Origin of the sequence: Allolucifera butyrica (assembly GCF_900476375.1) — a bacterium.
Lineage (GTDB): Bacteria > Bacillota > Negativicutes > Sporomusales > UPPP01 > Lucifera > Lucifera butyrica.
Genome location: NZ_UPPP01000127.1, coordinates 102020 through 126116 on the forward strand (window position 1 = coordinate 102020; position 24097 = coordinate 126116).

21 protein-coding genes are annotated in these 24097 nt (G+C 43.2%); 13 read left to right on the top strand and 8 right to left on the bottom strand.

Annotation, left to right across the window (positions count from 1 at the left end; genetic code table 11):
- From LUCIF_RS24060 to LUCIF_RS24070, 3 genes are all read left to right on the top strand, one after another.
- Nucleotides 1-654, top strand: coding sequence for a 3-oxoacid CoA-transferase subunit B (locus LUCIF_RS24060; protein ID WP_122630350.1), 654 nt, complete (start codon nt 1-3; stop codon nt 652-654).
- 17 nt (nt 655-671) lie between these two features.
- On the top strand, nt 672-1856 hold the full coding sequence (locus tag LUCIF_RS24065; RefSeq protein WP_122630351.1) for an acetyl-CoA C-acetyltransferase: 1185 nt from the start codon (nt 672-674) through the stop codon (nt 1854-1856).
- Between the two features lie 126 nt (nt 1857-1982).
- On the top strand, nt 1983-3323 hold the full coding sequence (locus tag LUCIF_RS24070) for an aldehyde dehydrogenase (RefSeq protein WP_122630352.1): 1341 nt from the start codon (nt 1983-1985) through the stop codon (nt 3321-3323).
- Nucleotides 3324-3394: 71 nt separating this feature from the next.
- On the opposite strand, the gene LUCIF_RS24075 is transcribed toward LUCIF_RS24070, so the two are convergent.
- The 5 genes from LUCIF_RS24075 to LUCIF_RS24095 all read right to left on the bottom strand — a co-directional run bounded on the left by LUCIF_RS24075 (nt 3395) and on the right by LUCIF_RS24095 (nt 7628).
- Entirely contained in the window at nt 3395-3997 is a 603-nt protein-coding gene (locus LUCIF_RS24075) for a TetR/AcrR family transcriptional regulator (protein WP_122630353.1), read from the bottom strand.
- 65 nt (nt 3998-4062) lie between these two features.
- Complete coding sequence (locus tag LUCIF_RS24080; protein WP_207858405.1) at nt 4063-5118, bottom strand: amidohydrolase family protein; 1056 nt, start codon at nt 5116-5118, stop codon at nt 4063-4065.
- Nucleotides 5119-5301: 183 nt separating this feature from the next.
- Nucleotides 5302-5784: a methyltransferase family protein gene (locus LUCIF_RS24085; RefSeq protein WP_122630354.1), complete on the bottom strand. Its 483-nt coding sequence runs from the start codon at nt 5782-5784 to the stop codon at nt 5302-5304.
- Between the two features lie 114 nt (nt 5785-5898).
- Nucleotides 5899-7113, bottom strand: a complete 1215-nt coding sequence (locus LUCIF_RS24090; protein WP_122630355.1) for a multidrug effflux MFS transporter — start codon at nt 7111-7113, stop codon at nt 5899-5901.
- Between the two features lie 89 nt (nt 7114-7202).
- Nucleotides 7203-7628: a MarR family winged helix-turn-helix transcriptional regulator gene (locus tag LUCIF_RS24095; RefSeq protein WP_122630356.1), complete on the bottom strand. Its 426-nt coding sequence runs from the start codon at nt 7626-7628 to the stop codon at nt 7203-7205.
- 244 nt (nt 7629-7872) lie between these two features.
- Between LUCIF_RS24095 and LUCIF_RS24100 the strand changes: the two genes are divergently transcribed.
- Nucleotides 7873-8970 carry a glycoside hydrolase family 16 protein gene (locus LUCIF_RS24100; protein ID WP_122630357.1) on the top strand — a complete coding sequence of 366 codons (1098 nt, stop codon included), beginning with the start codon at nt 7873-7875 and terminating at the stop codon, nt 8968-8970.
- A 282-nt stretch (nt 8971-9252) separates the two neighbouring features.
- Nucleotides 9253-9696, top strand: coding sequence for a hypothetical protein (locus LUCIF_RS24105; protein WP_122630358.1), 444 nt, complete (start codon nt 9253-9255; stop codon nt 9694-9696).
- 212 nt (nt 9697-9908) lie between these two features.
- Here LUCIF_RS24105 and LUCIF_RS24110 read toward each other — a convergent pair whose 3' ends face one another.
- From LUCIF_RS24110 to LUCIF_RS24120, 3 genes are all read right to left on the bottom strand, one after another.
- The gene (locus LUCIF_RS24110) at nt 9909-11426 is read right to left on the bottom strand and encodes an arylsulfotransferase family protein (protein ID WP_207858407.1); all 1518 of its coding nucleotides are present in this window, start codon (nt 11424-11426) and stop codon (nt 9909-9911) included.
- A 433-nt stretch (nt 11427-11859) separates the two neighbouring features.
- Nucleotides 11860-13284: a family 2B encapsulin nanocompartment shell protein gene (locus tag LUCIF_RS24115; protein ID WP_122630359.1), complete on the bottom strand. Its 1425-nt coding sequence runs from the start codon at nt 13282-13284 to the stop codon at nt 11860-11862.
- Nucleotides 13277-14650 carry a cysteine desulfurase gene (locus tag LUCIF_RS24120; protein WP_122630360.1) on the bottom strand — a complete coding sequence of 458 codons (1374 nt, stop codon included), beginning with the start codon at nt 14648-14650 and terminating at the stop codon, nt 13277-13279. The genes LUCIF_RS24115 and LUCIF_RS24120 overlap by 8 nt, the downstream gene beginning before the upstream one ends.
- A 395-nt stretch (nt 14651-15045) precedes the next feature.
- On the opposite strand from LUCIF_RS24120, the gene LUCIF_RS24125 reads away from it, so the two are divergent.
- The 8 genes from LUCIF_RS24125 (at nt 15046) to fucO (ending at nt 23736) form a co-directional block, all read left to right on the top strand.
- Complete coding sequence (locus tag LUCIF_RS24125) at nt 15046-15720, top strand: hypothetical protein (protein WP_122630361.1); 675 nt, start codon at nt 15046-15048, stop codon at nt 15718-15720.
- Nucleotides 15721-15834: 114 nt separating this feature from the next.
- Nucleotides 15835-16614 carry an IclR family transcriptional regulator gene (locus tag LUCIF_RS24130; protein ID WP_122630362.1) on the top strand — a complete coding sequence of 260 codons (780 nt, stop codon included), beginning with the start codon at nt 15835-15837 and terminating at the stop codon, nt 16612-16614.
- A gap of 278 nt (nt 16615-16892) precedes the next feature.
- Nucleotides 16893-18410 (top strand): UxaA family hydrolase, encoded by a 1518-nt coding sequence (locus tag LUCIF_RS24135; protein ID WP_122630363.1) that lies wholly within the window; start codon nt 16893-16895, stop codon nt 18408-18410.
- Nucleotides 18411-18436: 26 nt separating this feature from the next.
- Entirely contained in the window at nt 18437-19216 is a 780-nt protein-coding gene (locus LUCIF_RS24140; protein ID WP_122630364.1) for an SDR family oxidoreductase, read from the top strand.
- Nucleotides 19217-19232: 16 nt separating this feature from the next.
- Nucleotides 19233-20513, top strand: a complete 1281-nt coding sequence (locus tag LUCIF_RS24145; RefSeq protein ID WP_122630365.1) for a sugar MFS transporter — start codon at nt 19233-19235, stop codon at nt 20511-20513.
- Nucleotides 20497-21606, top strand: a complete 1110-nt coding sequence (locus LUCIF_RS24150; protein ID WP_122630366.1) for an L-rhamnose mutarotase — start codon at nt 20497-20499, stop codon at nt 21604-21606. Before LUCIF_RS24145 ends, LUCIF_RS24150 begins: the two co-directional genes overlap by 17 nt.
- A gap of 42 nt (nt 21607-21648) precedes the next feature.
- A complete protein-coding gene (locus tag LUCIF_RS24155; RefSeq protein ID WP_122630367.1) occupies nt 21649-22542 on the top strand; it encodes a dihydrodipicolinate synthase family protein in 894 nt (297 codons plus the stop codon).
- 42 nt (nt 22543-22584) lie between these two features.
- Nucleotides 22585-23736, top strand: a complete 1152-nt coding sequence (gene fucO, locus LUCIF_RS24160; RefSeq protein WP_122630368.1) for a lactaldehyde reductase — start codon at nt 22585-22587, stop codon at nt 23734-23736.
- Nucleotides 23737-24097: the final 361 nt, after the last annotated feature.

Consider the following 24097-nt stretch of genomic DNA (forward strand, 5'->3'; position numbering starts at 1 on the left):
ATGAACGCCAAAGAAAGGATTGCCAAACGGGTCGCTTGGGAACTAAAAGACGGTGACGTTGTGAACCTGGGAGTCGGTCTACCGACCCTGGTGGTAAATTATCTGCCTGAGAATATAGATATTTTGCTGCACTCGGAAAATGGTTTTATCGGGTTAGGCGCTATTGGCAAAAGGATTGATTCCAATCTGGTGGATGCCGGCGGTCAACCCTGCGGTATTATTCCCGGCGGGGTTATGTTTGACAGTGCAATGTCTTTTGCGCTTGTTCGCGGTGGACATGTGGATGTCTCCGTGCTGGGTGCCCTGCAGACAGACCAGATGGGTAATTTGGCCAACTGGATGGTTCCGGGGAAGATGGTGCCTGGCATGGGGGGAGCTATGGATTTGGTAGCAGGTGTAAAGAAAGTTATTGTTGCCATGGAACATTGTGCCAAAGACGGCTCTCCTAAAATTTTAAAAAAATGCAATTTACCGCTTACCGGTAAAGGGGTTGTTGATTTAATCGTTACCGAACTCGGCGTTTTTCGCGTGACCCGGGAGGGGCTTGTTCTGGAAGAAATTGCTCCCGGGGTTACTATTAAAACGGTGTTAGACAAAACAGAACCTGATTTGATTATTAGCGACAATTTAATACCCATGCAAAATATTTTATAAATCATTGGAGGTTCGAAATGAGAGAAGTAGTTATAGCAAGCGCAGTACGTACTGCAATCGGTAGGTTTAACGGTGCATTGGCGCCTTTTTCCGCAGTTGATTTGGGGGCGGCGGTAATCAAAGAAGCGATATCCCGAGCCGGGATTAAAGGGGAAAATGTTAACGAAGTCATTTTCGGCACGGTTTTGCAAGCCGGACAAGGACCCAATCCGGCCCGGCAGTCGGCAATTAAGGCAGGAGTACCTGTCAAAGTACCGTCATTTACTGTTAATAAATTGTGCGGTTCAGGACTAAAGACGGTTAACCTTGCAGCGCAGGCGATTAGAGCGGGAGATGCCGATATTATTGTCGCCGGTGGTATGGAAAGTATGACCAATGCTCCCTACCTTCTGGAAAGCAAAGCCCGGTGGGGCTATCGTATGGGGCATAGTAAAGTACTTGACACATTGCTGCATGATGGATTATGGTGCCCATTCGGCGACTGTCACATGGGTATGACCGCCGAAAATATTGCGGCAAAATATGGAATAACACGTGAAGAACAGGATCAGCTGGCTTTTGAATCACAGACAAAAGCTGTTAAAGCAATTGCAACCGGTGCTTTCAAGCAAGAAATTCTGCCGCTTAGCATAAAAACTAAAAATGGCGAAAAAATTGTTGATACCGACGAGCATCCCCGCGCCGATACTACCTTGACGGAATTAGCCAAACTGAAGCCTGCCTTCAAGCAAGGCGGAACGGTTACTGCCGGTAACTCTTCCGGCATCAATGACGCTGCCGCTGCTTTGATTTTAATGTCGGCCGAAAAAGCGAAAGAACTTGGCGTTAAACCAATGGCTCGCATTCGTGCTTATGCCTCCGGGGGAGTTGACCCCAATATTATGGGGATGGGACCGGTGCCGGCCACGCGTGAGGCATTAGTCAAAGCCGGGCTTTCTATAAACGATATGGATCTGATTGAGGCAAATGAAGCCTTTGCGGCACAATTTCTGGCAGTAGGCAGGGAACTCGGGTTTAGCAAGGAAAAAGTAAATATCCATGGCGGGGCTGTTGCGCTGGGTCATCCCGTAGGCGCCAGCGGCGCGCGGATTCTGGTAACACTGCTGTACACCATGAAACAAAGAAAAGCCCAGCTCGGTTTGGCTACTTTATGTATCGGCGGCGGCCAAGGCGTCGCAACGATTGTTGAATCACTTACATAGACCGGGGGACGGTTCTGTCGTCTGACCTTGTAATATCCTATTTAGTTAGTAATCGCACTATTTTTCTTGTTGAGACAAAATAACCGTCCCTTTGTCCTTGTCTGTTAAAAACAGGAGGGAAAACTTATGAAACAGTTAGAACCGTTAGGAATATTTGAAACAGCAACAGAAGCGTGCGCAGCAGCTACGGCTGCCCAAAAGGAGCTAGTGCTCAAATATACACTGGAAGACAGAAATCGTTTTATAGCCAGTATCCGTAAGAATATTATAGCGAACACAGAAATGCTTTCTCAGATGGAACTTGATGAGACAGGTTATGGCCGAGTTGAAGATAAAATAGCAAAAAATACAGGTGTAGCTATGCTATCTCAAGGTACAGAGGCGATTCCACAAAACATGTATGCTTCTGATAAGGGACTTACAGTAGAATATTATGCGCCATTTGGCGTTGTAGGTGCTGTAACACCGGTAACAAATCCTGCCGCTACAGTTACAGGAAATGGTATTGCGAATGTTGCAGCCGGAAATGCAGTTGTTTTTAACGCTCATCCTGCGGCTAAGAAAACTTCAGCCATGACAGCACATTTAGTAAACAAAGCCATTACGGAAGCAGGTGGACCTGTTAATTTGCTTACTATGCTGGCTGAGCCCAGTTTAGATTCACTGGATGAAATCATGGCATATCCGTCAGTGAACTTATTAGTAGGAACAGGTGGACCTGCAATGGTTAAGACGCTGATGAGATCAGGTAAGAAGGTTATTGCGGCCGGTGCGGGTAATCCGCCATCAATCGTTGATGAAACGGTAGATTTAGTAAAAGCGGCAGCGGGAATCTACCGGTCATCCTCTTTTGATAATAATCTGCTTTGCATAGCAGAAAAAGAAATATTTGTAGTAGATGATATATTTGATAACTTTATGAAAGAGTTAGAAGCGGTAGGTGCTTATCGCGCAAGTGAAGAAGAAGGGAAAAAGTTAACGAGTATTTGTGTTGTAAAATCAGCAAATGGTAACTATACTGCGAATAAAAAATATGTTGGTAAGCACGCCAATGTGATCTTAAAGGCAGCAGGTATTAAGATTGATAGCGATCCTAGGATCGCTGTTTTTGAAGCACAGAACGATGATCCTTTAGTTCATACAGAGCAGCTGATGCCTATTATCCCTATTGTACGTTGCAAAGACTTCCAGGCAGCAATGGAAAGAGCCGTTGCTGCAGAGCATGATTGTAAGCATTCCGCTTCGATTTGGTCAAATGATATCAACAGAGTAACTGCTTTTGGAAAAGTTATAAATACAACTATTTTTGTTCAAAATGGTGGAACAATGTCAGCATTTGGTATCGGCGGCACTGGAACAAATGCACCTACTATTGCGACGCCCACCGGAGAAGGGGTAACAGGACCACAGTCCTTTGTAAGAAGAAGAAGATTCTGTATGGCAGGTGGTGGAAATTATCTTCTGTAACAGAAAAAATAATGATTTTGAGTGTACGCCTTCGAAATATTGTCGCCATAAAATGGTGCGGAATGTGGGAGCTATTTCGGCAAATTTACCATATTGTCAAGATATAAAGAACGGAGAATTCCCTCGCAGGTTAAAAGGCTTATCATTTCGGCCATATAAAACGGACTGTATTTCATGTTATCTTCCAGCCATTTAAAAGTAATGCCCATATGAGCGGAAATAAGATATTGGATTAGGCAATCTTTGGGGATAGGCAGTCTGGTCTCATCAATGTCACTAAAAATTTCAGCATACGTTATCCTGGCACTGTCTTCCATTTTTTTACGAAAACAGGACAAGCCATGGTTGCTCAGCATAACCCGGAAAAAATTTGCATTTTGAGCTATATACAGAAAGTGCTTGACATAATATTTGTATCTGTCCTTTTCATGAAAACCGGATTTTGAGGGTTTTTCAGGCATGGTTTCGCTCCGCAAACGGGAAAACATATCTTCTATAATTTTGTCAAGAAATTGCTGTTTATCCTCGTACAAAGAATAGAAAGTACTTCTGGCAATTTCCGCTTCATCAACGAGGTTCTGAATGGTGATGGATTGGATATCTTGATTTTCCATCAGCCTGACAAGCGCTTGGACAAGATATGTATTGCTTCTGTCTTTTCTTCGGTCGGCCATAGCTACAAGTCACCCCGCCAGAAAAACGATTGATTTAGCTTAATTATAACATAGAGCGCTTCTATCTAAATATTTTTCAGATTTAGAAGATCAATAGCGTTTTGCCGGCCAATTTTTACCCGCTCTGTGTAACTTAGCGGAACATTGTCAAACCAAGTAGCCGCTTCATCAAGACTTTCGTAGGGAGTGTCAGAGGAGAACATTACTTTATTATTGTCACATTCTAAAAGGGTATTCAAAAAAGCGCGGGTGTGGAAGTGTCCGCTGGTCGTTATCCAAACATTATTTTCAAAGTAGTCGGTCAACGGCTTCTTATGAGAACCGCATGGTTTTTGGTTGTTAAGACGGTGCTGAAGGCGGGAAAGTCCAAAAGGAAGGCCCTCACCCAAATGTCCTAATATTAGCTTGGCCGTAGGCAATTCATCAAAAATGCCGCTGCATAAGATGCGTATGGCATGCAGCGAGGTTTCGGCACCAAAGCCCCAAGCTGAGCCCAGCAGGCCCGGATAGCCTTCGTAAGCTCTCTGCTGGCTGGGAGCCGGGTCACGGGGATGCAGATATAACGGAACATTCAATTCGGCCATCTTTTTCCAAAAACAAAAATTCTGCGGTTCATCCAGGTATTCGACATTATTTTTGTCGTCTTTCATTGTATAACCATTGATAAGAGCTCCCACAAAGCCTAGTTCTTTTACACAGAACTCAAGTTCTTTGCAAGCTGACGCAGGATCCTGCATGGCTACAGCGGCAAAAGCATTAAAACGTTTGGGGTATTTTTGTACATAGTTTTCATAAACCCAAAGGTTCATGTTGTGAGCTATTTTGACTGCTTCCTTGGTATTAAGAACTTCCTGCACCCCTGGTTGGGTCAAAGACATAATAAACATTTCGACGCCGTTTCTTTCCATGTCGCTAATACGCCGTTCAGCAGAATGTAAGCGGGCTTTCACTGCCTCAAAATAATCTTCTTTATCGCGGGTTGTTTCATTCTGCGGATCACCGGTGGCATCCCAGTCAGGAGATTCATAATGCTCTTCCAAAGCAATTTTGCCATACATAATTTCCTGGCCGTAGGGTGCGACATAATCTTGTACATAGTCTTTTCTAAATTTAAAATCCATAAATTTACCCTCCTATGCTAAAAAAAGATATGGTTAATGTAACTCTTTTAAGTATAGGAGGGTTTCCAATATTTGTGAATCATCAATGACAGACATATTGTCTGCTAAAAGACATTCTGCTTGTTTTTGCCTGGAAATTAGAAGATTTCATACGATGTAAGCATTTTTGTCCTGCCTTTTTAATTAGCCTCGAATGTTTAAATGAATTTTGGGAATGATCGCGTTGACTTCTTGCTTATACTGTATATACGCTTCCCCAAATTGCTCAATGAGATGCTGTTCTTCCTTCTTAATAAAGTATCTAAAAGCAAGATACATAAAAAACGGGGTTGTAAGAACAAGCCAGGAATTAGATAATAAGCAAAAGCCGGGAACTAAAATAACAATGAAGTCTGCGTAGAGCGGGTGGCGGCAGAATGCGTAGAATCCATCCCGATAGAGGTAATCTAACTTATACATCGTAAATATTGTACGAACAGCTATGAACCAAATCACGAATCCGGTGATAATTAATATTCCGCTTAGAAAATGGAGTATGGAGAATTCTTCAGAGATAATAGTAAGGTTATGGATGATTTTATCTATATATAACATGAGAACAAGATAGATTAGAGTGCTAATGGCAATTTGGGGACCGACTCCCCAGATAGAATCCTTTTTTGGCATGAGATTCACCCCCGAATTTTAGTATTATTAGCTGTATACTACGCTAAAATAATTTTTTCCTGTAATGAAAATAACCTTTGTCAATGATTTGGCAAAGGCTATTGATGTTTGTTCTTATTCTGTTTTGGCTAATTTAAAATAACTAATGTGGGCTGATAAATTGGCAATGGTTATTACGATTGCCATGGGGATTGCTGTTGTTCCGTTGCCCAAACCCACAAGAGGAGACGCCAGGGCTCCGAAAATAAAGGATACGACACCAAGTAAGCCGGATGCGCTGCCGGCTAAGTGCGGCTGGCGCCGAATAGCAAGCGAAAAGCTGGCTGTTGTAGTGATTCCAATACACGATACGATGATAAATAGCGGTATCAAGATGAAAAAGATGGGTGCCTTAATTAGGCTCATTGCCAGTAAAAGCATACTGCATAGGAATGCCAGGGTGAGTCCGAAAACAAGTATTTGTTTTTCGGTAAACTTACCTGTAAAATATCCTGTTAATTGGGCAAATAGCATAATTCCAAATCCATTAACTGCAAAGCAAAAGCTAAAAGTTGCCGCCGATAAGCCATAAATTGTCTGCAGGACAAAGGGGGAGCCGGCAATATAGGCAAACAGGCCGGCGATAATAAAACCCTGTACTAGCGTGTACCCGACAAAACTCTTATCGTCAAAGAGCTGGTGAAACATAGTGAAGGTTGCATTCAAACTTCCCGCCGTGCGGCGTTCTTCGGGCAAACTTTCTTTCATGCCCAAAATCACTGCCAGAGTTAATATTATACTAAATAAACCTAGCAAAGAGAAAATTCCCTGCCAGTTGCTTAACGCAAGAATTTGGCCGCCGATCACCGGTGAAAAAATAGGCGCAATTCCATTAATCAGCATTAATAATGAAAAAAACTTTGTTAATTCTGGCCCGGAATATAGGTCACACGCGATCGCCCTGGATAATACGATTCCGCCGGAACCCGCAAGTCCCTGGACGAAGCGAAAAATAATAAGTTCCCAAATGGAAGAGGCCAAGGAACACAGGAAAGAGACAATAATAAAAACGAGTAAAGATATTACCAATGGCCTCTTTCTACCGTTAATATCGCTATTCGGCCCAATAAAAATTTGCCCGATTGCGATACCTAAAAGTGTTGCCGTCAAACTGAATTGTACTAACGATGCACTTGCATTCAAGTTAATTGCAATTTGCGGCAATGCCGGTAAATATAAATCCGTGCATAGTGGCCCCATCCCGGCCAGACAGCCTAAAATGGCCGCTATCCATAAACGGTTGCGAGCCATAATGGCTGGTGCTGTAACCCCTTGATTTATAGAATTCATAAAATTCACCTCAGATACGGTTTCTATAGTACAAAATGATTATAACACGAAATTTATTTAGTTTGGAAACTAAATAAATAGGCAAAATTTTAGACTATTTTGTTTTTCAGTAATTTTAACATGCAGATAAGGTCTTTACGCTCATTATCAGATAGGGTGCTTAGTAAATAGGCCTCGGTTTTTTCTCTGATTTCATGTAAGTTTTCTTCCTTTTTCCTTCCCGCATCAGTTAAATAAATTCGCCTGCTGCGGGCGTCTTCCTGACAAGTTTCCCTTTTTACCAGGCCCTTTTCTACTAAAACGTCAATTAATTTTGTAAGAGAAGAAGCTTTGATTAGCAAATCTTGCTGAAGTTCAGACTGGGTCATGCCATCATTTTGATATAGAAGATAAATTACCCTCGCATGGGAGATGGATAAGTCTTCGTTTAATAAATTCTTATTATATAGCTGCTCTAATAAATGGGAAATCTGCTGGATTAAATAACCTACATGATTTTCAATATTGATCTTCATGGCATCACCTCATCAATCGATTTTCATTATATTTTATTTATGACAAAAGTTCAATCGGGCGACATCATTTCGGAAACACGAGGTTTAAAAGCTGTCCACCAATACTTATACAGGTGGCACACTTTGCAATTGAAATTGTGAATACTTTCGCGGTCATTTTTTGTTTTGGTGAAGCATAAAAATGCTGATGGTGAATGTTTTTTTCGGTCTTGAAACATAGAAAAATTGAAAGGTAGTGAAATCAATGTCTAATCCCGTATTTACCTCTGGTGTTATCGTGACAGGTTCCTCTTCAATAACCTTTTGGTTCAAACCCGGCGGCTGGAGCGCCGATTACGTAATTGTACATTATTCGATTACTGGTGAGGCGCAGCAAAATGTCTATACCAGCTATAATGCCAATACTGCCCAATGGGAATATAATGTTTCCAACCTAGTCGCCGGCACAAACATTACCTATAGTTTTACTTATAATACTAACGGTGTACAGTATGACAGCGATACGGTAACATTTACGTTCGGCGGCGGCTCTTCCGGATATATGTATAATACATTAGTCTGGTCCGATGAATTCCAGGGCTCTTCGTTAAACCGCAGCAACTGGAACTATCAACTGGGAAATGGCTATAATAACGGCGCCGGTGGCTTTGATGGATGGGGAAATGGCGAATGGGAGTGGTATCGCCAATCCAACGTTTCCGTAAGCAACGATAATTTAGTGATTACAGCAGAATATCTCAGTGATCCCTATGTATTTGCCTCACGCGACTGGTATCAGTTTTCCGGCAGAATCACAACGAAAGGATTGCAATCCTGGCAATATGCCAGAGTCGAAGCACGCATCAAATTACCGACTGTCAACGCAACTTGGCCGGCTTTCTGGCTGATGGGAGATTCTTGTGATACCACGGTTAACGGAGCAGCAGGAGGCTACGATACGTTGCCAACCAACTGGCCCAGCTGCGGCGAGATTGACATTATGGAACATAAGAACTCGGATAGCCAAATATGCAGCAATCTGTTTTGGGATACACGGACCGGAACCTATCCTTATTCAAGTTCCAACGTTAGTGACAATCCGACTTGGACGACTGGCGTCGATGTATCTGGATATCACGTATACGGTATGGAATGGAACTCGACGACGATTAAATATTATTTGGACGGTAATTTAATCAAAACACAGGATATTTCCGCTTCCAATCAGGAGGAATTCCGGAATCAGAAATGGTTTATTCTATTAAATTTGGCGATAAGCGGAACATTTACCGGTCCGGCAACACCCAATATAGCTGATTTTCCATGTAGTATGTACGTAGATTATGTCAGAGTTTATCAATAATTAGGGGAGTTTTCCTTCAGCTTCCTAATATGTTAATAGGTTCTCATTTCCTGAATGTTATTATTTATATAGTCCTCACGTTAGTGAGGGCTTACTTTTTGTAAAAAATACCCGCTGACAGGCGGATATATTTAGGTTATAGTTCATATTATCCGGCATTCAGTACTTTTCTATGGCTTCTGTCATTGAATAGTAGATAGAAGATTTCCAAAATATAAAACCAAAATGGTAGATCGATGCATATCCTGTAAGTAGAATTTCTTACTCCGGGAAGTGGTCTAAATGCCAGTGACTCCTGATTTTCATGATGAATTGGAGATTTTTGTTTATAATAATTTAGCTTTTTTGATGAACCCGACTAATGCCTCAAATGTCGTTGTTGCTAATACGACGACACCAATCACCCCAACTGCGCCTTTGCAACCGAGCACTCCACTTACTCCCAATACATCTATTGCGCCGGGCCCCACTGTTACTGTTGCTACCCCTGCGACACCTACTGTTGTAATCGATCCGAGTCTTTTACAGGCTTTGCAGTCTGCGGCATTAAATAATTTTGCAAATTTAGGACTACCGCGAGATATTCAACAGATAGCAACCAACTTTTTTGCCTATCTTCCTCCTATTGTCAGTCCTAACGCAACAACTACTACTACGACGACAGCCACTACTGCGACTACTACTTCAACGATGGCTACTACTACTAGCACTACTACGATAGTCTAGGTTGTTTCATTGTTAACCGGGTGTCACGGGAGCATTGTCACGGGCATTGTCTTACAGGGGACGGGGTTGTTGACAACAAGGAATTTACTATTAGATAGTTGTCACTCACCCCGTCACCTAGTCATTCATTTCAATTTGAACTATTCTCACTGCATATTCCTTCAAATGGAATACATAATTCCGTATCGGGACAAAAAAATGTACCTCTTGTTTTAATACTGCCACTCATCCGCATGAGCAATCCGGGATATACCAATAATTTGGCCGGATGAATTCAATGCATTTACCTGAAAATATGGACCAGCTGAATTAACATCAATATCTGTCTCAAATCCGGTACGAGGGGTGCTATTCACAACCACTGACAACCTATTAGGCCATGGCCCCGCTAGCACTTGCCAGGCGACAGTTTCAGTGGAACCATTCCATGAAGCATAAACAATCGCCGCGTCTTCACATGTTTGATTTACAGCAATACTGGGTGGATAACACGGCAAACCTACCCATTTATTTTTAAACGCTCTATAAGACATGTTTTGATTAGGAAATCGCATATCATATAGAAAATTTAATGATGGATTTTTCTTAGTATTACCGGCATTTCCAAACTCAGAAAGATATGGGTTCTGTCCCCAGCCAACAAACTGATTTCCATTAGATAGTTTTTGGACATTTCCTTGACTTTCAACAATTAGATTTGGATTATGATAATATGTTCGATCGACATCGGCAGTCATGTTTCGAAAATCGAGCTGAAGAATTAAACCATGCGCTGGACCCTCAGGCGGGGAGCTTGAAGAAGCACAACAAGCATCATCGAACAAACTTATCTTATTTCCCGGTCTATGTCGTGCATCATGTTGCCAAGAAAATGTTGCGTTTGGACCAAAAGTAAAATCACTTTGCTTGCCACCAAGCTGCCAAATTATATTTCCCGTTTCTTTATCAATGTTATAAATGGCCCACATGTTACGCATGCTGATTAGGAGAGTATTATTTGGCCCCTCTTCAACTGAATTTACGTGGAAGCAGTCCCAAATATTATTAGAGCTTGTTGCAGATGATGCAGGCAACATTGAGCCGGCCGGGTCAACATGAGTAAGCACATTCCAGAAGAAAAGAAGCTGATCTGTTTGGAGATCGACTTCTTGAATGGAATAATTATCAAAATACCCATCTGCAGGACCTCCATAAGGTGTTAGGTCTGCCGGTACTTGTTTTACAGCGGTAAACAAAGCAGTATTCCGATTTGTAATAGTAAACTCGTGCACATCAGCAGTGAATCCTTTTTGGGCAGTAAGCTTTTTTATAAGTTTATAATTCTGATTCAGGATCAGGTAATAAGCACCTGGTTCAGGGTCTCCTGCTGGAAGATTAGGATTTGCAGACTGAGTTCCCGATATCGTTCCTTGCCACATGGTAAGAACGGGTTTTCCTTTGTAGGATTGCAGCCTAAAGTCCATATTTTGTTTAAATATACTATCAAGCGGTCTAAACCAAACTGGGTTACCAGTCTGATCCATGATCAGTGCGCCTGTTTGCCCAATCATAGTTGCCTCATACGAAGTATATGGTGCAACGAATAGTAAGCCGGAAGCGGTTCCTGGTCTATTCACATTAATAATAACCTTCATGGGATGTAAGTTAGGGGCCGAAACAAAGCTCCATACTTGTGAGCTTGAATTTTTTGTGGATGTGTGTGATGGTATTCTCGCTTTTTCCATTCCCATTATCATCTCCTATTATGGATTGCGGCTGCAGGTTCTTCACGAGAATCGTATCGACAGGGTTGGCAGATGCCCCGTATATGATACTCATAGTTCTAACCATTTTTTAGTTTGCTAGAAATGATTTTATAGGGGATATATAGACTCCCTACCGTATTTCAGCCTGGTTATCTGATAGTATCCTATGTAAACTGAGATGGAAATGTTACTAGCGAGCAAACCTGACAGCAAGGACTGAAGAGTACAAATGGAGTAGTTATCAAGTAATTTGTTAAATTTATGCAGAAAGAGGACGGAAAAGTGATGAGGATTTGGGGACGCGGTAGCTCACAAAAAATATCTCTCGCCGAAGTGAGAGTAGAATAAAAAGCAAAATGCCCTCTACCGAAGTAAAGGGTATTCTGCAAAAGGGTTACATAGCCTTATGCGCCAAGGATTATATGGAGTAGTTGTGGTAAAATCCTACTTCCACATTTTCGAGGCAGGCAAGTGCGTCATCTGTCAAAACTGCAGTAGAGAAGTATAGGGTAAATAGATAGGAAGCGAGTGCTTTATTATCAATACCCATCAAGCGCATTGATAAACTGGGCATGATTTCATCGGGTATACCTAATTGGTGTAAGCCGATGACCCCTTGTTCCTTTTCTCCCAGCCTCATTAACAATATATTGGTCGTTCCGGCATTGCATTGACACTTTGATTTTCCATTTACCAGCATTTTATTGCAAGGTACAATAGGAACGCCACGCCAGGTCAAAAAGGGCGATCCATGTATATTCACTGTAACGGGAGGAACGCCCCGTCTGGTACATTCGCGGCCGAAGGCAGCTATGGCTTTGGGGTGTGCCAGGAATATAGCGGGCTTTTTCCAAATCCGCGCCAGGAGTTCATCCATATCGTCCGGTGTCGGCGGACCGTAGCGTGGCTGTAAGCGCATTGACGGGGCTACTGAGTGAAGCAGGCCGAATTCTTTATTATGAAGGAGTTCCCATTCCTGCTTTTCTTTCATTGCTTCAATGGTTAGCCGTACCTGTTCTTCTAATTGGTTGATCGGGTCATTAAACAGGTCGGTGACGCGGGTGTGGACTTTGATCACAGTCTGAACGAGGCTTAGGGGGTATTCCCGCGGCTGCTCTACATAGTCTACAAAGGTTTCCGGAAGCTCACATTCGCCTTCGTGTCCCGCCTGGATGCTTATTTTGTGTTCGCCATGCTCGTTCGTTTTATTCCATTCGCTGCTACCCTGGCGATTTTGTTCCAGACATTTTCTCAATTCCGGACGGTTACTGAACAGGGTGTCAATTCTTTCCCGGTCCAGGGTTAACATGCTGCCGGCCGATAAAGCGGTGATGGTGGCGCTATAGGGTTTGTTCTCTAACAAGGCAAATTCGGAAAAGTAATCACCGCTGGATAATATACCTATCTGCAGTTTCTGCCCACGCTCGCCAAAAGTAGTTGCCTCTACAACACCTTTGGCGATAATGTGTAGCTTGTTTGCCGAATCCCCCTCGTTGACGATGACTTGATCTTTTTGATATTGTTCGATAATAAAACTATCAGCGAGCAGGGATAGTTCTTCATCGGTCGCCGCGTAAAACAGTGAAATCCGCCGTAATTGACCGGGTTCGACGAAGAACTGGCCGTCCTGCTCGTTGATACCGACTTTTCCCGTCTCCTTAAACAGAACCTTAATGCGATTGACCCGATAGGTTCCTGCAGTGACATTCACCCAGGGGAGAAACTGCAGAAGCCAACGGGGAGTAATTTCCTCCATCATAAGCAGGGATTTTGTAGTAGTTGCCAGATTTCTTGCAGCCTGAGTAGTCACGCTGTTATGGCTTCCTAGAAAATCATTATCCATTCTTCAAACCTCCGTTATACAAGAATTTTTCGACCGCTAAAACCAGCTGGTCGATTTCGGCAAAGGTATTATATAAAGCCAGCGATGGCCGGATCGTGCTATCCAGGCCAAAATGGCGCAGTGACGGTTGGGCGCAATGGTGCCCTACCCGCACAGCAATTCCCTGACGGTCAAGATATTCGGCGAGCCCTTCCGAGGAGACGCCCGGAATCACAAAAGACAAGACTCCGGCCTTTTGGGCGGCGGTGCCAACCTGGCGTAAACGGGGAATGGTGCTTAGCGCATTGCAGCCATATACCATCAGCTTTTGTTCGTATATTTCGATTGGCTTGGAACCGAGACGGGTAAGATAATCGGCGGCAGCCCCCAGTCCGACGGCGCCGGCAATATGACCGGTACCGGCCTCGAATTTATTTGGCAGCGAGTTATATGTGGTATGTTCAAAAGTAACTGTTTTGATCATATTGCCGCCCCCTTGCCACGGCGGCATGGATTCCAGCAACGATTTTTTTGCATATAAGACGCCAAGGCCTGTAGGGCCAAACATCTTGTGACCGGAAAAAGCGTAAAAGTCTGCATTGAGATTACTGACGTCAACTTTAAAGTGCGGAATACCCTGTGCACCATCGACGAGCACCGGTACGCCCAGAGTGTGGGCCATGTCAATCATAACCTTGATTGGGACAACCGTTCCCAGAGAGTTGGATACATGGGAAATTGCTACCAGACGGGTTTTAGAACTCAGCAGCTTCGCATACTCATCCAGGATGATTTCGCCGCAATCGTTCAGCGGAATTACCTTTAGCAAGGCGCCTTTTTCCTCACACAACTGCTGCCAGGGCACAATGTTCGCATGATGTTCAAGATTGCTGAGAATAATCTCGTCGCCCGGCCGGACCACCATGCGTCCGTAGCTTTGGGCGACAAGGTTGATGGCTTCCGTAGCTCCCCGGACGAAAATGATTTCCTCAGCGGAGTCCGCACCTATAAAGCGCCGGATTTTTTCCCGTGCTCCTTCATAGGCGTCGGTGGCGCGTTTAGCTAAAGTATGTGCTCCACGATGGACATTCGAATTGTCTTTAGCGTAAAAATCAGATACCGCCGTGATTACACATTGCGGCTTGTGGGTTGTCGCCGCATTATCCAGCCAGATGAGCGGTCGGCCGTTTATCATTTGCTGTAGTGCGGGAAAATCGCGACGGATGGACTGAATATCCCAGTTTGCTATTTTTAGCAGCTCTGGGTCACCGCGATTGGCAGTAAGAAAATAGTAATTGTCGTGTTGAACATCCGTTAGCCCTGTACTTACTAAATCGGCATAAGTGCCTTGAAGCCTTGATGCCAAGTCTGTAGAAGAGATATTCATGGAATAGACCACCTCCAATTGCTAGAGCTGGCCAGAAGGAATCTGTATAATGTATAGCTGGTTTTTCTCCTGGTAACTCTACATTTCATAATATGAATCAGGCTGTTATTCGGTTCATGTTCTGTAACGGGAATCTACTGTGTACATCTTGGCAGACACCGCCCGTTTTTTTGATAACTCCGGGTATGTCTTTTGGCCCATACAGAGGGAACGGGATTAATGTGACATTTGCGTGTCGACAACCCCGTCCCCTTGACACTCCCCCTTGACACTCCTTGACACTCGACACTCTTTGTTCTTTTCTAACTTTTTTGAAAACTATTATAGTTTGCAGGAGTAAAATGGAATTTGTAGTAGTTGAATAAGAGAAAATACTTTACTACAAGGAGGCTATTATGAGAAAAATTATTTTAATAGTCATTATCCTCAGTTTTTCATTATGTTCAACGGCCTGGGCAAATACTACAAAGGTACTAGAACGGGATACTTTTTTACATCCTCAAGGTTGGATTGCCGGTTCTTTGAAATTTAAGGAAGGAACATCAGTAACGCTAAACGGTCAGGGTGAAGTAATATCTGGGACGTTAAAGAACTATGAAGATTTACGGCCAGCATCAAATGGATTTTTTGCTTTTACTGGCTGGGGAACCGAACACCGACCAGAATGCATACATTTTAAAGGCGATACGTGCCAAATAGTGTTTAATGTTCAGGGTGATGTAGTATCCGGTCAAATCGGCGAAGATGCTGAATTTAGTATTTGGGATAACAATGAACCCTATGTAACATTTAAGTATGCTACATATATCGAGTTTGATGAACATGGAAATGTTAAATCAGGAACCATAACAGAAGACACTGACTTTCGCCCCCTTGGTTGGCGAAATTATCTACCGAAGGGCGAAAAAGCCGGCTTCCTAAAATTTAAATCTGGTACTCAAGTATTTTTCGGTCCTGAGGGGCAGGTCTCCACAGGAACAATCGCTGATAATTTAACAGTAAACGGAATAACATATCCGGCGGGTACTAAGCTGCAATTTAGTGAATCTGGTTATCCGCAAAAAATATGAAAGGAAACTGTCAAGGGTACGAGGTTAATGGCGTCTGTGTGTTGACAGCTACGTCCTCCTGGCACTTAGTACCACAAACTTTACAATGAATATTTAATTAGATATAATGCATATATGGATAGAATTAAATTACATAATCCAACTCTTAGAGTCTTAGACATTTTTGAGGCTGTATACAACAGTATAGATGGGCTTACTCTTGCTGAAATTTCGAGACGTACCGGCATTGCCAAGGGTACGTTGTACCCTATAGTTATGACACTTTTACATGAAGGATTTCTCCAGAATCTCGGTTCACGGATTGCAATTGGTAAAAACTGTTTTAAACTGGGATATGCTTACGTCCATTCCTTGAATTATTTGGATATTCTTAAGCCACACATGCGAGAAATTGTAGCCGCTTGCGACGAAATATGCCAGCTTGGCATATTGGACGGAGGCGATGTACTCTATGTGGAGAAAACAGAACCGAATCAGGCAATACGGATTGAATCGTCTGCCGGAAAAACGATTGCCGCATATGCAACGGCTCTCGGCAAATGTCTTCTTAGCGGGTTAAGCAATGATGAGACAGCTAAACTTTATCCAGGCGAATTTATAAAATATACGGCAAGAACTATACCCGATTTAAAAACTCTTTTACAGCAGCTTGAGACAGTAAGGGATAATGGATATGCTCATGAAATCGGCGAAACGAATATTGACATAGAGTGTCTGGCTGTTCCTATCAAAATTTCTGACAAAGTTCTGGCATCTATCAGCGTTAGTCTTCCTATATTTCGGTCTACGCCGGAAAAGACTGAAAAAATCTTAGATGTTTTGAAATTTCATGCCGAATTAATTGAAAAGGAATTTGCGCTGCTGCCAATGGAAGTAAAGCTGTTTTCCGACTGAAAATAATGAATAGTAAAAAGCGACGCTTGAAGTGCACCTCACATTCGGAGGTGCACTTTTTTCATAGGATGCCACAGACAAATACCTCGAATCACTAGGCTGTGAAAATAGCCTAGTGATTCGAGGTATTTCATTTACGTTAAGTTATTTAATTGTTTTTCAACTTTTCATTAAATTCTTGACAATTTGTAATAAATTTGCTAGACTTCAATATGGTAAGTATATACAAACATCGTTAGTATATACGAACAAATTTTAAGGGAGGAGGAGATGGTTAAATGAATGCAATTCACGTAAGCGAACTTGATAATGTTGCAACAGCTCTGGAACCTCTTAAAAAAGGGGATGCTGCTCTTGGCGTAACTGTTCTTCAAGATATTTGCCAAGGCCACAAATTTGCAACTGCGGACATTAAAAAAGGCGAGTCCATTATTAAATATGCTTCCCACATTGGTATTGCAAGCTGTGATATAAAAGCCGGGGAATGGGTGCATATACATAACATGGAAGGGGAACGCGGCAGAGGGGATACGGACAGTGGTGTAAGAGAGATTAGCCAGGACGTTTATAGTAAAACTACGGTTGCTCAGAGTGATAAAACATACAAACTTATGGGGTATAGGCGATGTGACGGAAGCTTTGGATTTAGAAATCGCATTCTGGTGATTCCCAGCGTACATTGTGCCAATAAAGTGGTTGAAAGTATAGCCAATGCAGTAACGTACAGTGACCAAGCAAGAAATGATGAAACAGACGTCGTTTATGTTATTCACCAGCACGGATGTAGTGAGCTAAGCTATGATGCAAGACAAACGCAGGATGTCATCGTAGGAACCGGAGCCAACCCGAATGTATACGGTGTTTTGGTGGTAGGTCTTGGCTGTGAAGTTGTTCAGGCTAAAGCAGTTGCGGAAGAAATCAAGGAAAGAGCGCCGTATAAAGAGGTTGCGTATTTTACGATTCAGGAGACCGGGGGAACCGGCAAGAGTATTGAAAAAGGAGTGCAAATAGTCAAGAAAATGCTTGCGGAGGCACTAAAAGTGCAGAAAAGCGAAGGTTCCCTGGCCGATGTAGTGCTTGGCACCGAGTGCGGGGGGAGCGATAGTTTTTCAGGTCTTAGCGCAAACCCAAGTCTTGGCGCGGCCTCCGATATGATTATTCAGCATGGTGGCAGCGTAATACTGGCGGAAACAACAGAACTGATCGGTGCGGAACACATTCTGGCCGGCAGAGCTATAAATGATGCTGTGAAAGAGGCAATTCTCAGCACAATTAAGGGCTTTGAAGATACAGTAATAAAATCTCATGCCGATATACGCGGTGCCAATCCCAGCCCGGGGAATATTGAAGGCGGCTTAAGCAGTATTGAGGAAAAATCGCTGGGCTGTATCTACAAAGCAGGCAATCAGCCTGTTGTGGCAGTGAGGGAATACGCTAAGCAGATCATCGATAAAGGCCTTACCTTTATGAATACACCGGGCAATGATATTGAACAGCTAAGCGGCATGGTTGCCGGTGGATGTAATATCTGCGTGTTTACAACCGGACGTGGAACCCCGACCGGAAGTGCTGTTACGCCGACGATAAAGCTGGCGTCGAACTCGGCTGTATTTAACAGTATGAATGATTCCGTAGACTTAAATGCAGGTACCGTGATAGAAGGTACGAAGAACATTCAAGAAGTGGGAGAGGAGATCCTGGACTTTATTGTTGCGGTAAGCAATGGGAAACTTACAAAGGCTGAGATAAACAGACAGAATGATTTTTCAATTTGGCGGCTTGCTACCACTGTTTAATAGATTTTAGAAGGAGGTCGGGTGACATGGACTTGCAATTAAAGGAAAAGGTTGTTTTTGTAACAGGTGGCGGCAAAGGGATAGGAAGCGGTATTACACTGGCTCTGGCAAGAGAAGGGGCGATTCCTATTGTGCTGTCCCGTTCGGCAATTTTACCTGAATTCAAAGAAAAGCTGGAAAAATTGGCAAAAGATTATGAATTTATTCAGGTTGATCTTAACGAAACTGATAAAATTCAGCCCATTGTCGACGACGTGGCAAAACGGAGGGGGTCTATTTACGGTATAGTAAATAACGCCGGCGCAAATGACAATATGGATCTGGAGACATCTTCCTGGCGGGACTTTGAAAAGAGCCTTCATGGAAATCTGACACATTACTATGCACTGGTTCATTCTGCAGTTCCGTATCTTAAAGATAGCAGGGGGACCATTTTGAATATTTCTTCCAAGACAGCTCTTACCGGACAGGGCAAGACCAGCGCATATGCGGCTGCAAAGGGGGCGATTCTGGGTCTGACACGCGAGTGGGCCGCTGCTTTAGCCAAGGATCATGTAAGAAGCAATGCGATTGTAGTCAGCGAATGCTGGACTCCGCTATACGCAAACTGGATTAAATCCTTTGACGATCCGGAAGCAAGAAAAAAAGTCATTGCGGACAAAATTCCCTTTGAACATCGTTTTACATCGATTGAAGAGATTGCTGATATGGCAGTATTCCTGCTTTCCCCGCTTTCATCGCACACCACGGCTCAATGGGTATTTGTGGATGGTGGTTATGTTCATCTTGACAGGGCGTTAAGCTAAGAACGGAGGGAGAAAAATGGGTGACAATGTTAGCAGTAAAAATATTAAGATAGCTGCTTGTTTGGTTACGGTACTGTTCTTTCTTTGGGGCCTCAGCTATGGTTTGATTGACGTTATGAACAAAAACTTTCAAAATCAGTTGGGCATTACAAAAGCAACATCCGGTCTGTTGCAGGCAGCTTACTTTGGCGGATATTTTGTAATCGCTACACCTGCTTCACTGATAGCTAAACGGTTTGGTTTTAAAGGCGGAATTATCATGGGGCTTTTCCTGTATGCAGTGGGGGCCTTTCTTATCGTTCCGGCAAGCAATACGCACAGTTTTACTATGTTTTTAGGGGCATTTTTTGTTATTGCCTGCGGTCTTGGCAGCCTGGAGACAAATGCCAACCCGTACATCACCAAGCTTGGCCGTGATGAAGGCGCAGCATTTCGTATCAATGTTGCCCAAAGTTTTAACGGCGTTGGTCAGTTTCTGGGGCCAATCATCGGCGGCAGCTTGTTTCTTTCTATCGCCAAGAGTGATGATATCGCCAGGAATATGCATAATGTTCAGATGGTTTATGTCGGCATTGCTGCAATTGTTTTATGTATGCTCGTATTATTCCTGGTAACTAAAATGCCTGAAGGGGCTGAAGTTTCAGACGGCGAAAATTCTGCGGAAGGTAATGGGTCATATAGCCAGCTTTTTAGCTATAAGCATTTTAAACTCGGCGCACTGGCACAGTTTTTATATATAGCTGCCCAGGTCGGGGCCGGCGCGTTTTTTATTAATTACAGTGTTGAACACTGGCAGGAACTTTCAGATAGCAAAGCCGCTTATTTCTTCGGTATTGCATTAGTCGCATTCATGGTCGGAAGAATTGTAACCACTCCTTTAATGAAAAAATTCAGTGCCGGTAAAATTCTTGGCGTATATTCTGTAATCAATGCGATTCTCATGATCTTTTTGAACGTTACAACCGGTAGCTTAAGTATATTTTTGCTGATCGCATCCTTCTTCTTTATGTCTATTAGCTTCCCGACAATTTTTGCTTTAAGTGTTGTAAGAATTCCTGAGAATCTTGTTAAAACAGCTTCCAGTATCATTATTATGAGCATCGTTGGTGGGGCTATTATGCCCTTCTTCATGGGCCATATTGCCGATAAATTTGGTACGGCTGCCGGTTACCTGCTTCTCTTACCTTGCTTCTTATTTGTTGCGTGGTATGGATTTAAAGGCTGTAAAACGGAATGCGGTATGGATTTAAAGGCCAGTAGAGTTGAAAAGGAGATAATCAATGCTAGAAGTAGTTGACAGTCACTTTCACATTTGGGATTTGGACGTATTGAATCTCCCCTGGCTGGATTTCTGCGCCGGCATTAAAAGAAGCTTTAGCGTGGATGATTTATGCAAAGCTTACGGTAAATATGACCTCGATTTTAAGGGCGGTGTTTATGTAGAGGTTGACTGTGATAATGCTGTTAAAGAGGATGAGTATATTTTTAATCTGCATAATTCTACGATTTTGGCGAGAATTATGCGGGTACCGCATTTATGCGCTCACATGCGTCTTCCCCTAAAGATTGCCGGTGTTAGAGAGCCGCTTCATATTGAAACGTCGCCTCATGGTAGATGCTTGGAAGACAGTTTTATGGAAGGGCTTGAAGTTCTGGCGGATAAGGATATGATTTTTGAGAGCTGCAACCGGGTAGAAGAACTCCAGGATATGTATAATGCAGTTTCCCGGGTTCCTCAGACCAAGGTTGTAATCAATCACTGCGGTAATGTAACGGAGTTGACGGCAGATTATAAGCGGGCAATGAAAAAACTTGCCGAATTGCCTAATGTATACTGCAAGGTTTCCGGATTTGCTACAGAAAACAAGGTTTTTGTAAAAAATCTGCTTGACTTTCTGACCGGCGAATTTGATCATTCCAAACTGATTTATGCTTCAAACTTCCCGGTTGTTGAGCTGTACTCGTCCTTTGATGAACATTTGAAGGCAGTAAGGGAATACTTTGGCGATGATGCGGACTTTTTCAGTAAAAGTGCCAGGAAGCTTTATAAAATCAATAAGCCTCAGACTTTTGCCAATGTGATCCGGCTTCGTCCTGAAAAGGCAGAGTACTATAAAAAGCTGCATGCCAATCCGTTCTCCGGCATAAATAAGAAAATAAGAGAATGCGGTATCACTAAATATCAGATTTTTAACCGCGATGATTTGCTCTTTTCTATTATGGAGTACTGCGGCGACGATTTCGAGTACGATATGGCGAAGATGGCGCAGGACCCTGAAACTCAGAGATGGTGGCAGGAAACCGATCCATGCCAGATGCGCATAGCAGGCGCTTTTAAGTCTGAGTGGTGGGCTGATATGAAACTTGTATATGACCTCAATAAAAATTAGAAGGTGGATTTATGCCATTATTTGTGGGAAAAGGAGAAGCAAATGAATTGTGAATATATTTGTCCAATTTTAACCTCCGTAAATGAAGATGGAACAGTAAATTATGAAGAAATGCATGCTTTATACGATCAGATTCTTGGTGCCGGTATTGACGGGGTGTTAGTCGGCGGCAGCGCCGGTGAATTTTATGCTTTTACCTATCAAGAAATTCAGGCTATGATTACCGATGCGGTGAAGCATATCAATCATAAAGGCATCGTGTTAGCCGGTACGGGGCGGATGGCTAAATCCGAAACCGTTAGCCTTTCCAATGTTGCCATTAATGCCGGGGCGGATGCGGTTATTATTGTCGGTCCTTATTACAGTGCCTGCAATCAGGAAGACGTATTTAATTATTATGATGATGTTATGAGTCAGATTCACGGTAATATTTTCTTATACAATTACGCCGATCGTACCGGCTATGATGTATCGGCCGATACCATTTTGCGGCTTCTGGCTAAACATAAAAATTTCGCCGGCGTGAAAGACACCCATCCCGTATTGCGTCATACGCAAAAATACATTCAGGAAATTAAGACGAAATACCCTGATTTTCAGGTATTTACCGGTTACGACAACAATTGCATTCCAGCGGTTATTTCCGGTGGTAACGGTTGTATCGGAGCTTTATCAAACGTATATCCGGAACTTTGCCATAATGTAGCCGAAGCATTGCGGCAGGAAGATTTGCAGAAGATAAAAAGCATGCAGCGGGAAATTGACAGGCGCATGAAGTTTTATGAAGTATATACGCCGTTCAATCCGGTTATGAAATGGGCGATGAAAGAATTAAATAAACCTATGCAGGAAAACTGCAAGGAACCGTTAACCGCGTTAACTGAGGAAGTAAAACAGTCATTAATTGAAATCGCCCATGATTTATGGCGTAAATAAGCTGAAAAGGCAAATGAAGTATCTTAAGTAATGGAGGGTAAAATGGCGAATCGTATTATCTTAAATGAAACATCTTATTTCGGTAAAGGGGCTATTCGTGAAATTGTCAATGAAATTAAGAAGCGGGGCTTGAAAAAGGTCATGGTCGCTACGGACCCGGATTTAATCAAATTTAAGGTAGTTGCTAACGTGACGGAACTGTTCGATGCTGCCAATATCGACTATGCCGTTTACGATCACATCAAAGCCAACCCGACTATTGAAAATGTCCAGGAAGGGGTGGCCTTCTGTAAGGAGCAGGGCGCCGATGTCCTCGTCGCCATTGGCGGCGGCTCATCTATCGACACATCCAAGGCTATTTCCATCATTATGACGAATCCGGAATTTGCCGATGTTCGCAGTTTGGAAGGCGCTTCGCCGACAAAACGCAAAGGCATGCCGGTCATCGCTGTATCTACGACGAGCGGCACGGCCGCAGAAGTTACCATCAATTATGTTATCACCGATAGAGAAAAGAACCGCAAATTCGTTTGTGCCGATCCCCACGATATCCCCATTGTCGCCATCGTTGATCCGGATATGTGCGCATCCATGCCGAAAGGCCTGTGTGCTTCCACCGGTATGGATGCCTTGGTACATGCCATCGAAGGCTATATCACCAAGGGCGCTTGGGAATTGACCGATATGATGCATCTGAAAGCCATTGCAATCATCAGCAAATGGCTGCGCAAATCTGTAGAAGGCGATTTGAAGGCTCGCGAAGAAATGGCTATTGGCCAGTACATTGCCGGCATGGGCTTTTCTAACGTCGGCCTCGGTATCGTCCATTCCATGGCTCATCCGCTAAGCGCGTTCTATGACATTCCCCACGGCGTGGCCTGCGCAGTTCTCCTGGCCCCGGTATTGAATTTTAATGCACCGGCAACGGGCGAACGGTATCGCGAAGTAGCGCGTGCTATGGGGGTAGAAGGCGTAGACGATATGAGCCGGGACGAATACTGCCGGGTTTGTATTGCAGCCGTTCAGAAATTGGCCGACGACGTCAAGATTCCGCGCCGCCTAAGTAAACTGGGCGTAAAAGAAAAAGATTTTGAATTTTTGGCTAAATATGCTTTGGCTGATGCCTGCACACCGGGTAATCCGCGTGACGTAACTGTAGATGATATATTAGCCATTTACAAATCCATCTACTGAAATATTTAATATTTTGAACAGGAACATTTCTTTTACCGGAAGCAGTAGAATTTAAAAATAGGGCTATGAGCAGCCTTGACAATTTAGAATCATTGTCAAGGCTGCTTTTGTTTGGATGCCGGTCGACTAGCTGAGCGACCTGTATTTATCTAGTAAAATATTAGGTCAGAAATAATAAACTTCTGCTCCAATATGTATGGATTTGGCAGGAGTTTTGTCTTTTATGGGTAATTTTTGGAATAAGTTTCAGCTGATTTTCATTTATTTTTGCTCTAATTATTGTAGGCAGTGGGTCAGTCCTGATTACATTTCAACGCTAAAAAAATTGACCGGTATAGAGGAGGCTCTAAAAAATGCCGAT

What these genes read in the sequence shown, in the direction of transcription:
- fucO (WP_122630368.1), top strand. Translation starts at nt 22,585, where the DNA reads ATGGCGAATCGTATTATCTTAAATGAAACATCTTATTTCGGTAAAGGG.
- LUCIF_RS24110 (WP_207858407.1), bottom strand. Translation starts at nt 11,426, where the DNA reads ATGGGAATGGAAAAAGCGAGAATACCATCACACACATCCACAAAAAAT.
- LUCIF_RS24095 (WP_122630356.1), bottom strand. Translation starts at nt 7,628, where the DNA reads ATGAAGATCAATATTGAAAATCATGTAGGTTATTTAATCCAGCAGATT.
- LUCIF_RS24105 (WP_122630358.1), top strand. Translation starts at nt 9,253, where the DNA reads ATGCCAGTGACTCCTGATTTTCATGATGAATTGGAGATTTTTGTTTAT.
- LUCIF_RS24140 (WP_122630364.1), top strand. Translation starts at nt 18,437, where the DNA reads ATGGACTTGCAATTAAAGGAAAAGGTTGTTTTTGTAACAGGTGGCGGC.
- LUCIF_RS24150 (WP_122630366.1), top strand. Translation starts at nt 20,497, where the DNA reads ATGCTAGAAGTAGTTGACAGTCACTTTCACATTTGGGATTTGGACGTA.
- LUCIF_RS24135 (WP_122630363.1), top strand. Translation starts at nt 16,893, where the DNA reads ATGAATGCAATTCACGTAAGCGAACTTGATAATGTTGCAACAGCTCTG.
- LUCIF_RS24100 (WP_122630357.1), top strand. Translation starts at nt 7,873, where the DNA reads ATGTCTAATCCCGTATTTACCTCTGGTGTTATCGTGACAGGTTCCTCT.
- LUCIF_RS24065 (WP_122630351.1), top strand. Translation starts at nt 672, where the DNA reads ATGAGAGAAGTAGTTATAGCAAGCGCAGTACGTACTGCAATCGGTAGG.
- LUCIF_RS24145 (WP_122630365.1), top strand. Translation starts at nt 19,233, where the DNA reads ATGGGTGACAATGTTAGCAGTAAAAATATTAAGATAGCTGCTTGTTTG.
- LUCIF_RS24085 (WP_122630354.1), bottom strand. Translation starts at nt 5,784, where the DNA reads ATGCCAAAAAAGGATTCTATCTGGGGAGTCGGTCCCCAAATTGCCATT.
- LUCIF_RS24120 (WP_122630360.1), bottom strand. Translation starts at nt 14,650, where the DNA reads ATGAATATCTCTTCTACAGACTTGGCATCAAGGCTTCAAGGCACTTAT.
- LUCIF_RS24070 (WP_122630352.1), top strand. Translation starts at nt 1,983, where the DNA reads ATGAAACAGTTAGAACCGTTAGGAATATTTGAAACAGCAACAGAAGCG.
- LUCIF_RS24125 (WP_122630361.1), top strand. Translation starts at nt 15,046, where the DNA reads ATGAGAAAAATTATTTTAATAGTCATTATCCTCAGTTTTTCATTATGT.
- LUCIF_RS24130 (WP_122630362.1), top strand. Translation starts at nt 15,835, where the DNA reads ATGGATAGAATTAAATTACATAATCCAACTCTTAGAGTCTTAGACATT.
- LUCIF_RS24155 (WP_122630367.1), top strand. Translation starts at nt 21,649, where the DNA reads ATGAATTGTGAATATATTTGTCCAATTTTAACCTCCGTAAATGAAGAT.
- LUCIF_RS24115 (WP_122630359.1), bottom strand. Translation starts at nt 13,284, where the DNA reads ATGGATAATGATTTTCTAGGAAGCCATAACAGCGTGACTACTCAGGCT.
- LUCIF_RS24080 (WP_207858405.1), bottom strand. Translation starts at nt 5,118, where the DNA reads ATGGATTTTAAATTTAGAAAAGACTATGTACAAGATTATGTCGCACCC.
- LUCIF_RS24090 (WP_122630355.1), bottom strand. Translation starts at nt 7,113, where the DNA reads ATGAATTCTATAAATCAAGGGGTTACAGCACCAGCCATTATGGCTCGC.
- LUCIF_RS24075 (WP_122630353.1), bottom strand. Translation starts at nt 3,997, where the DNA reads ATGGCCGACCGAAGAAAAGACAGAAGCAATACATATCTTGTCCAAGCG.
- LUCIF_RS24060 (WP_122630350.1), top strand. Translation starts at nt 1, where the DNA reads ATGAACGCCAAAGAAAGGATTGCCAAACGGGTCGCTTGGGAACTAAAA.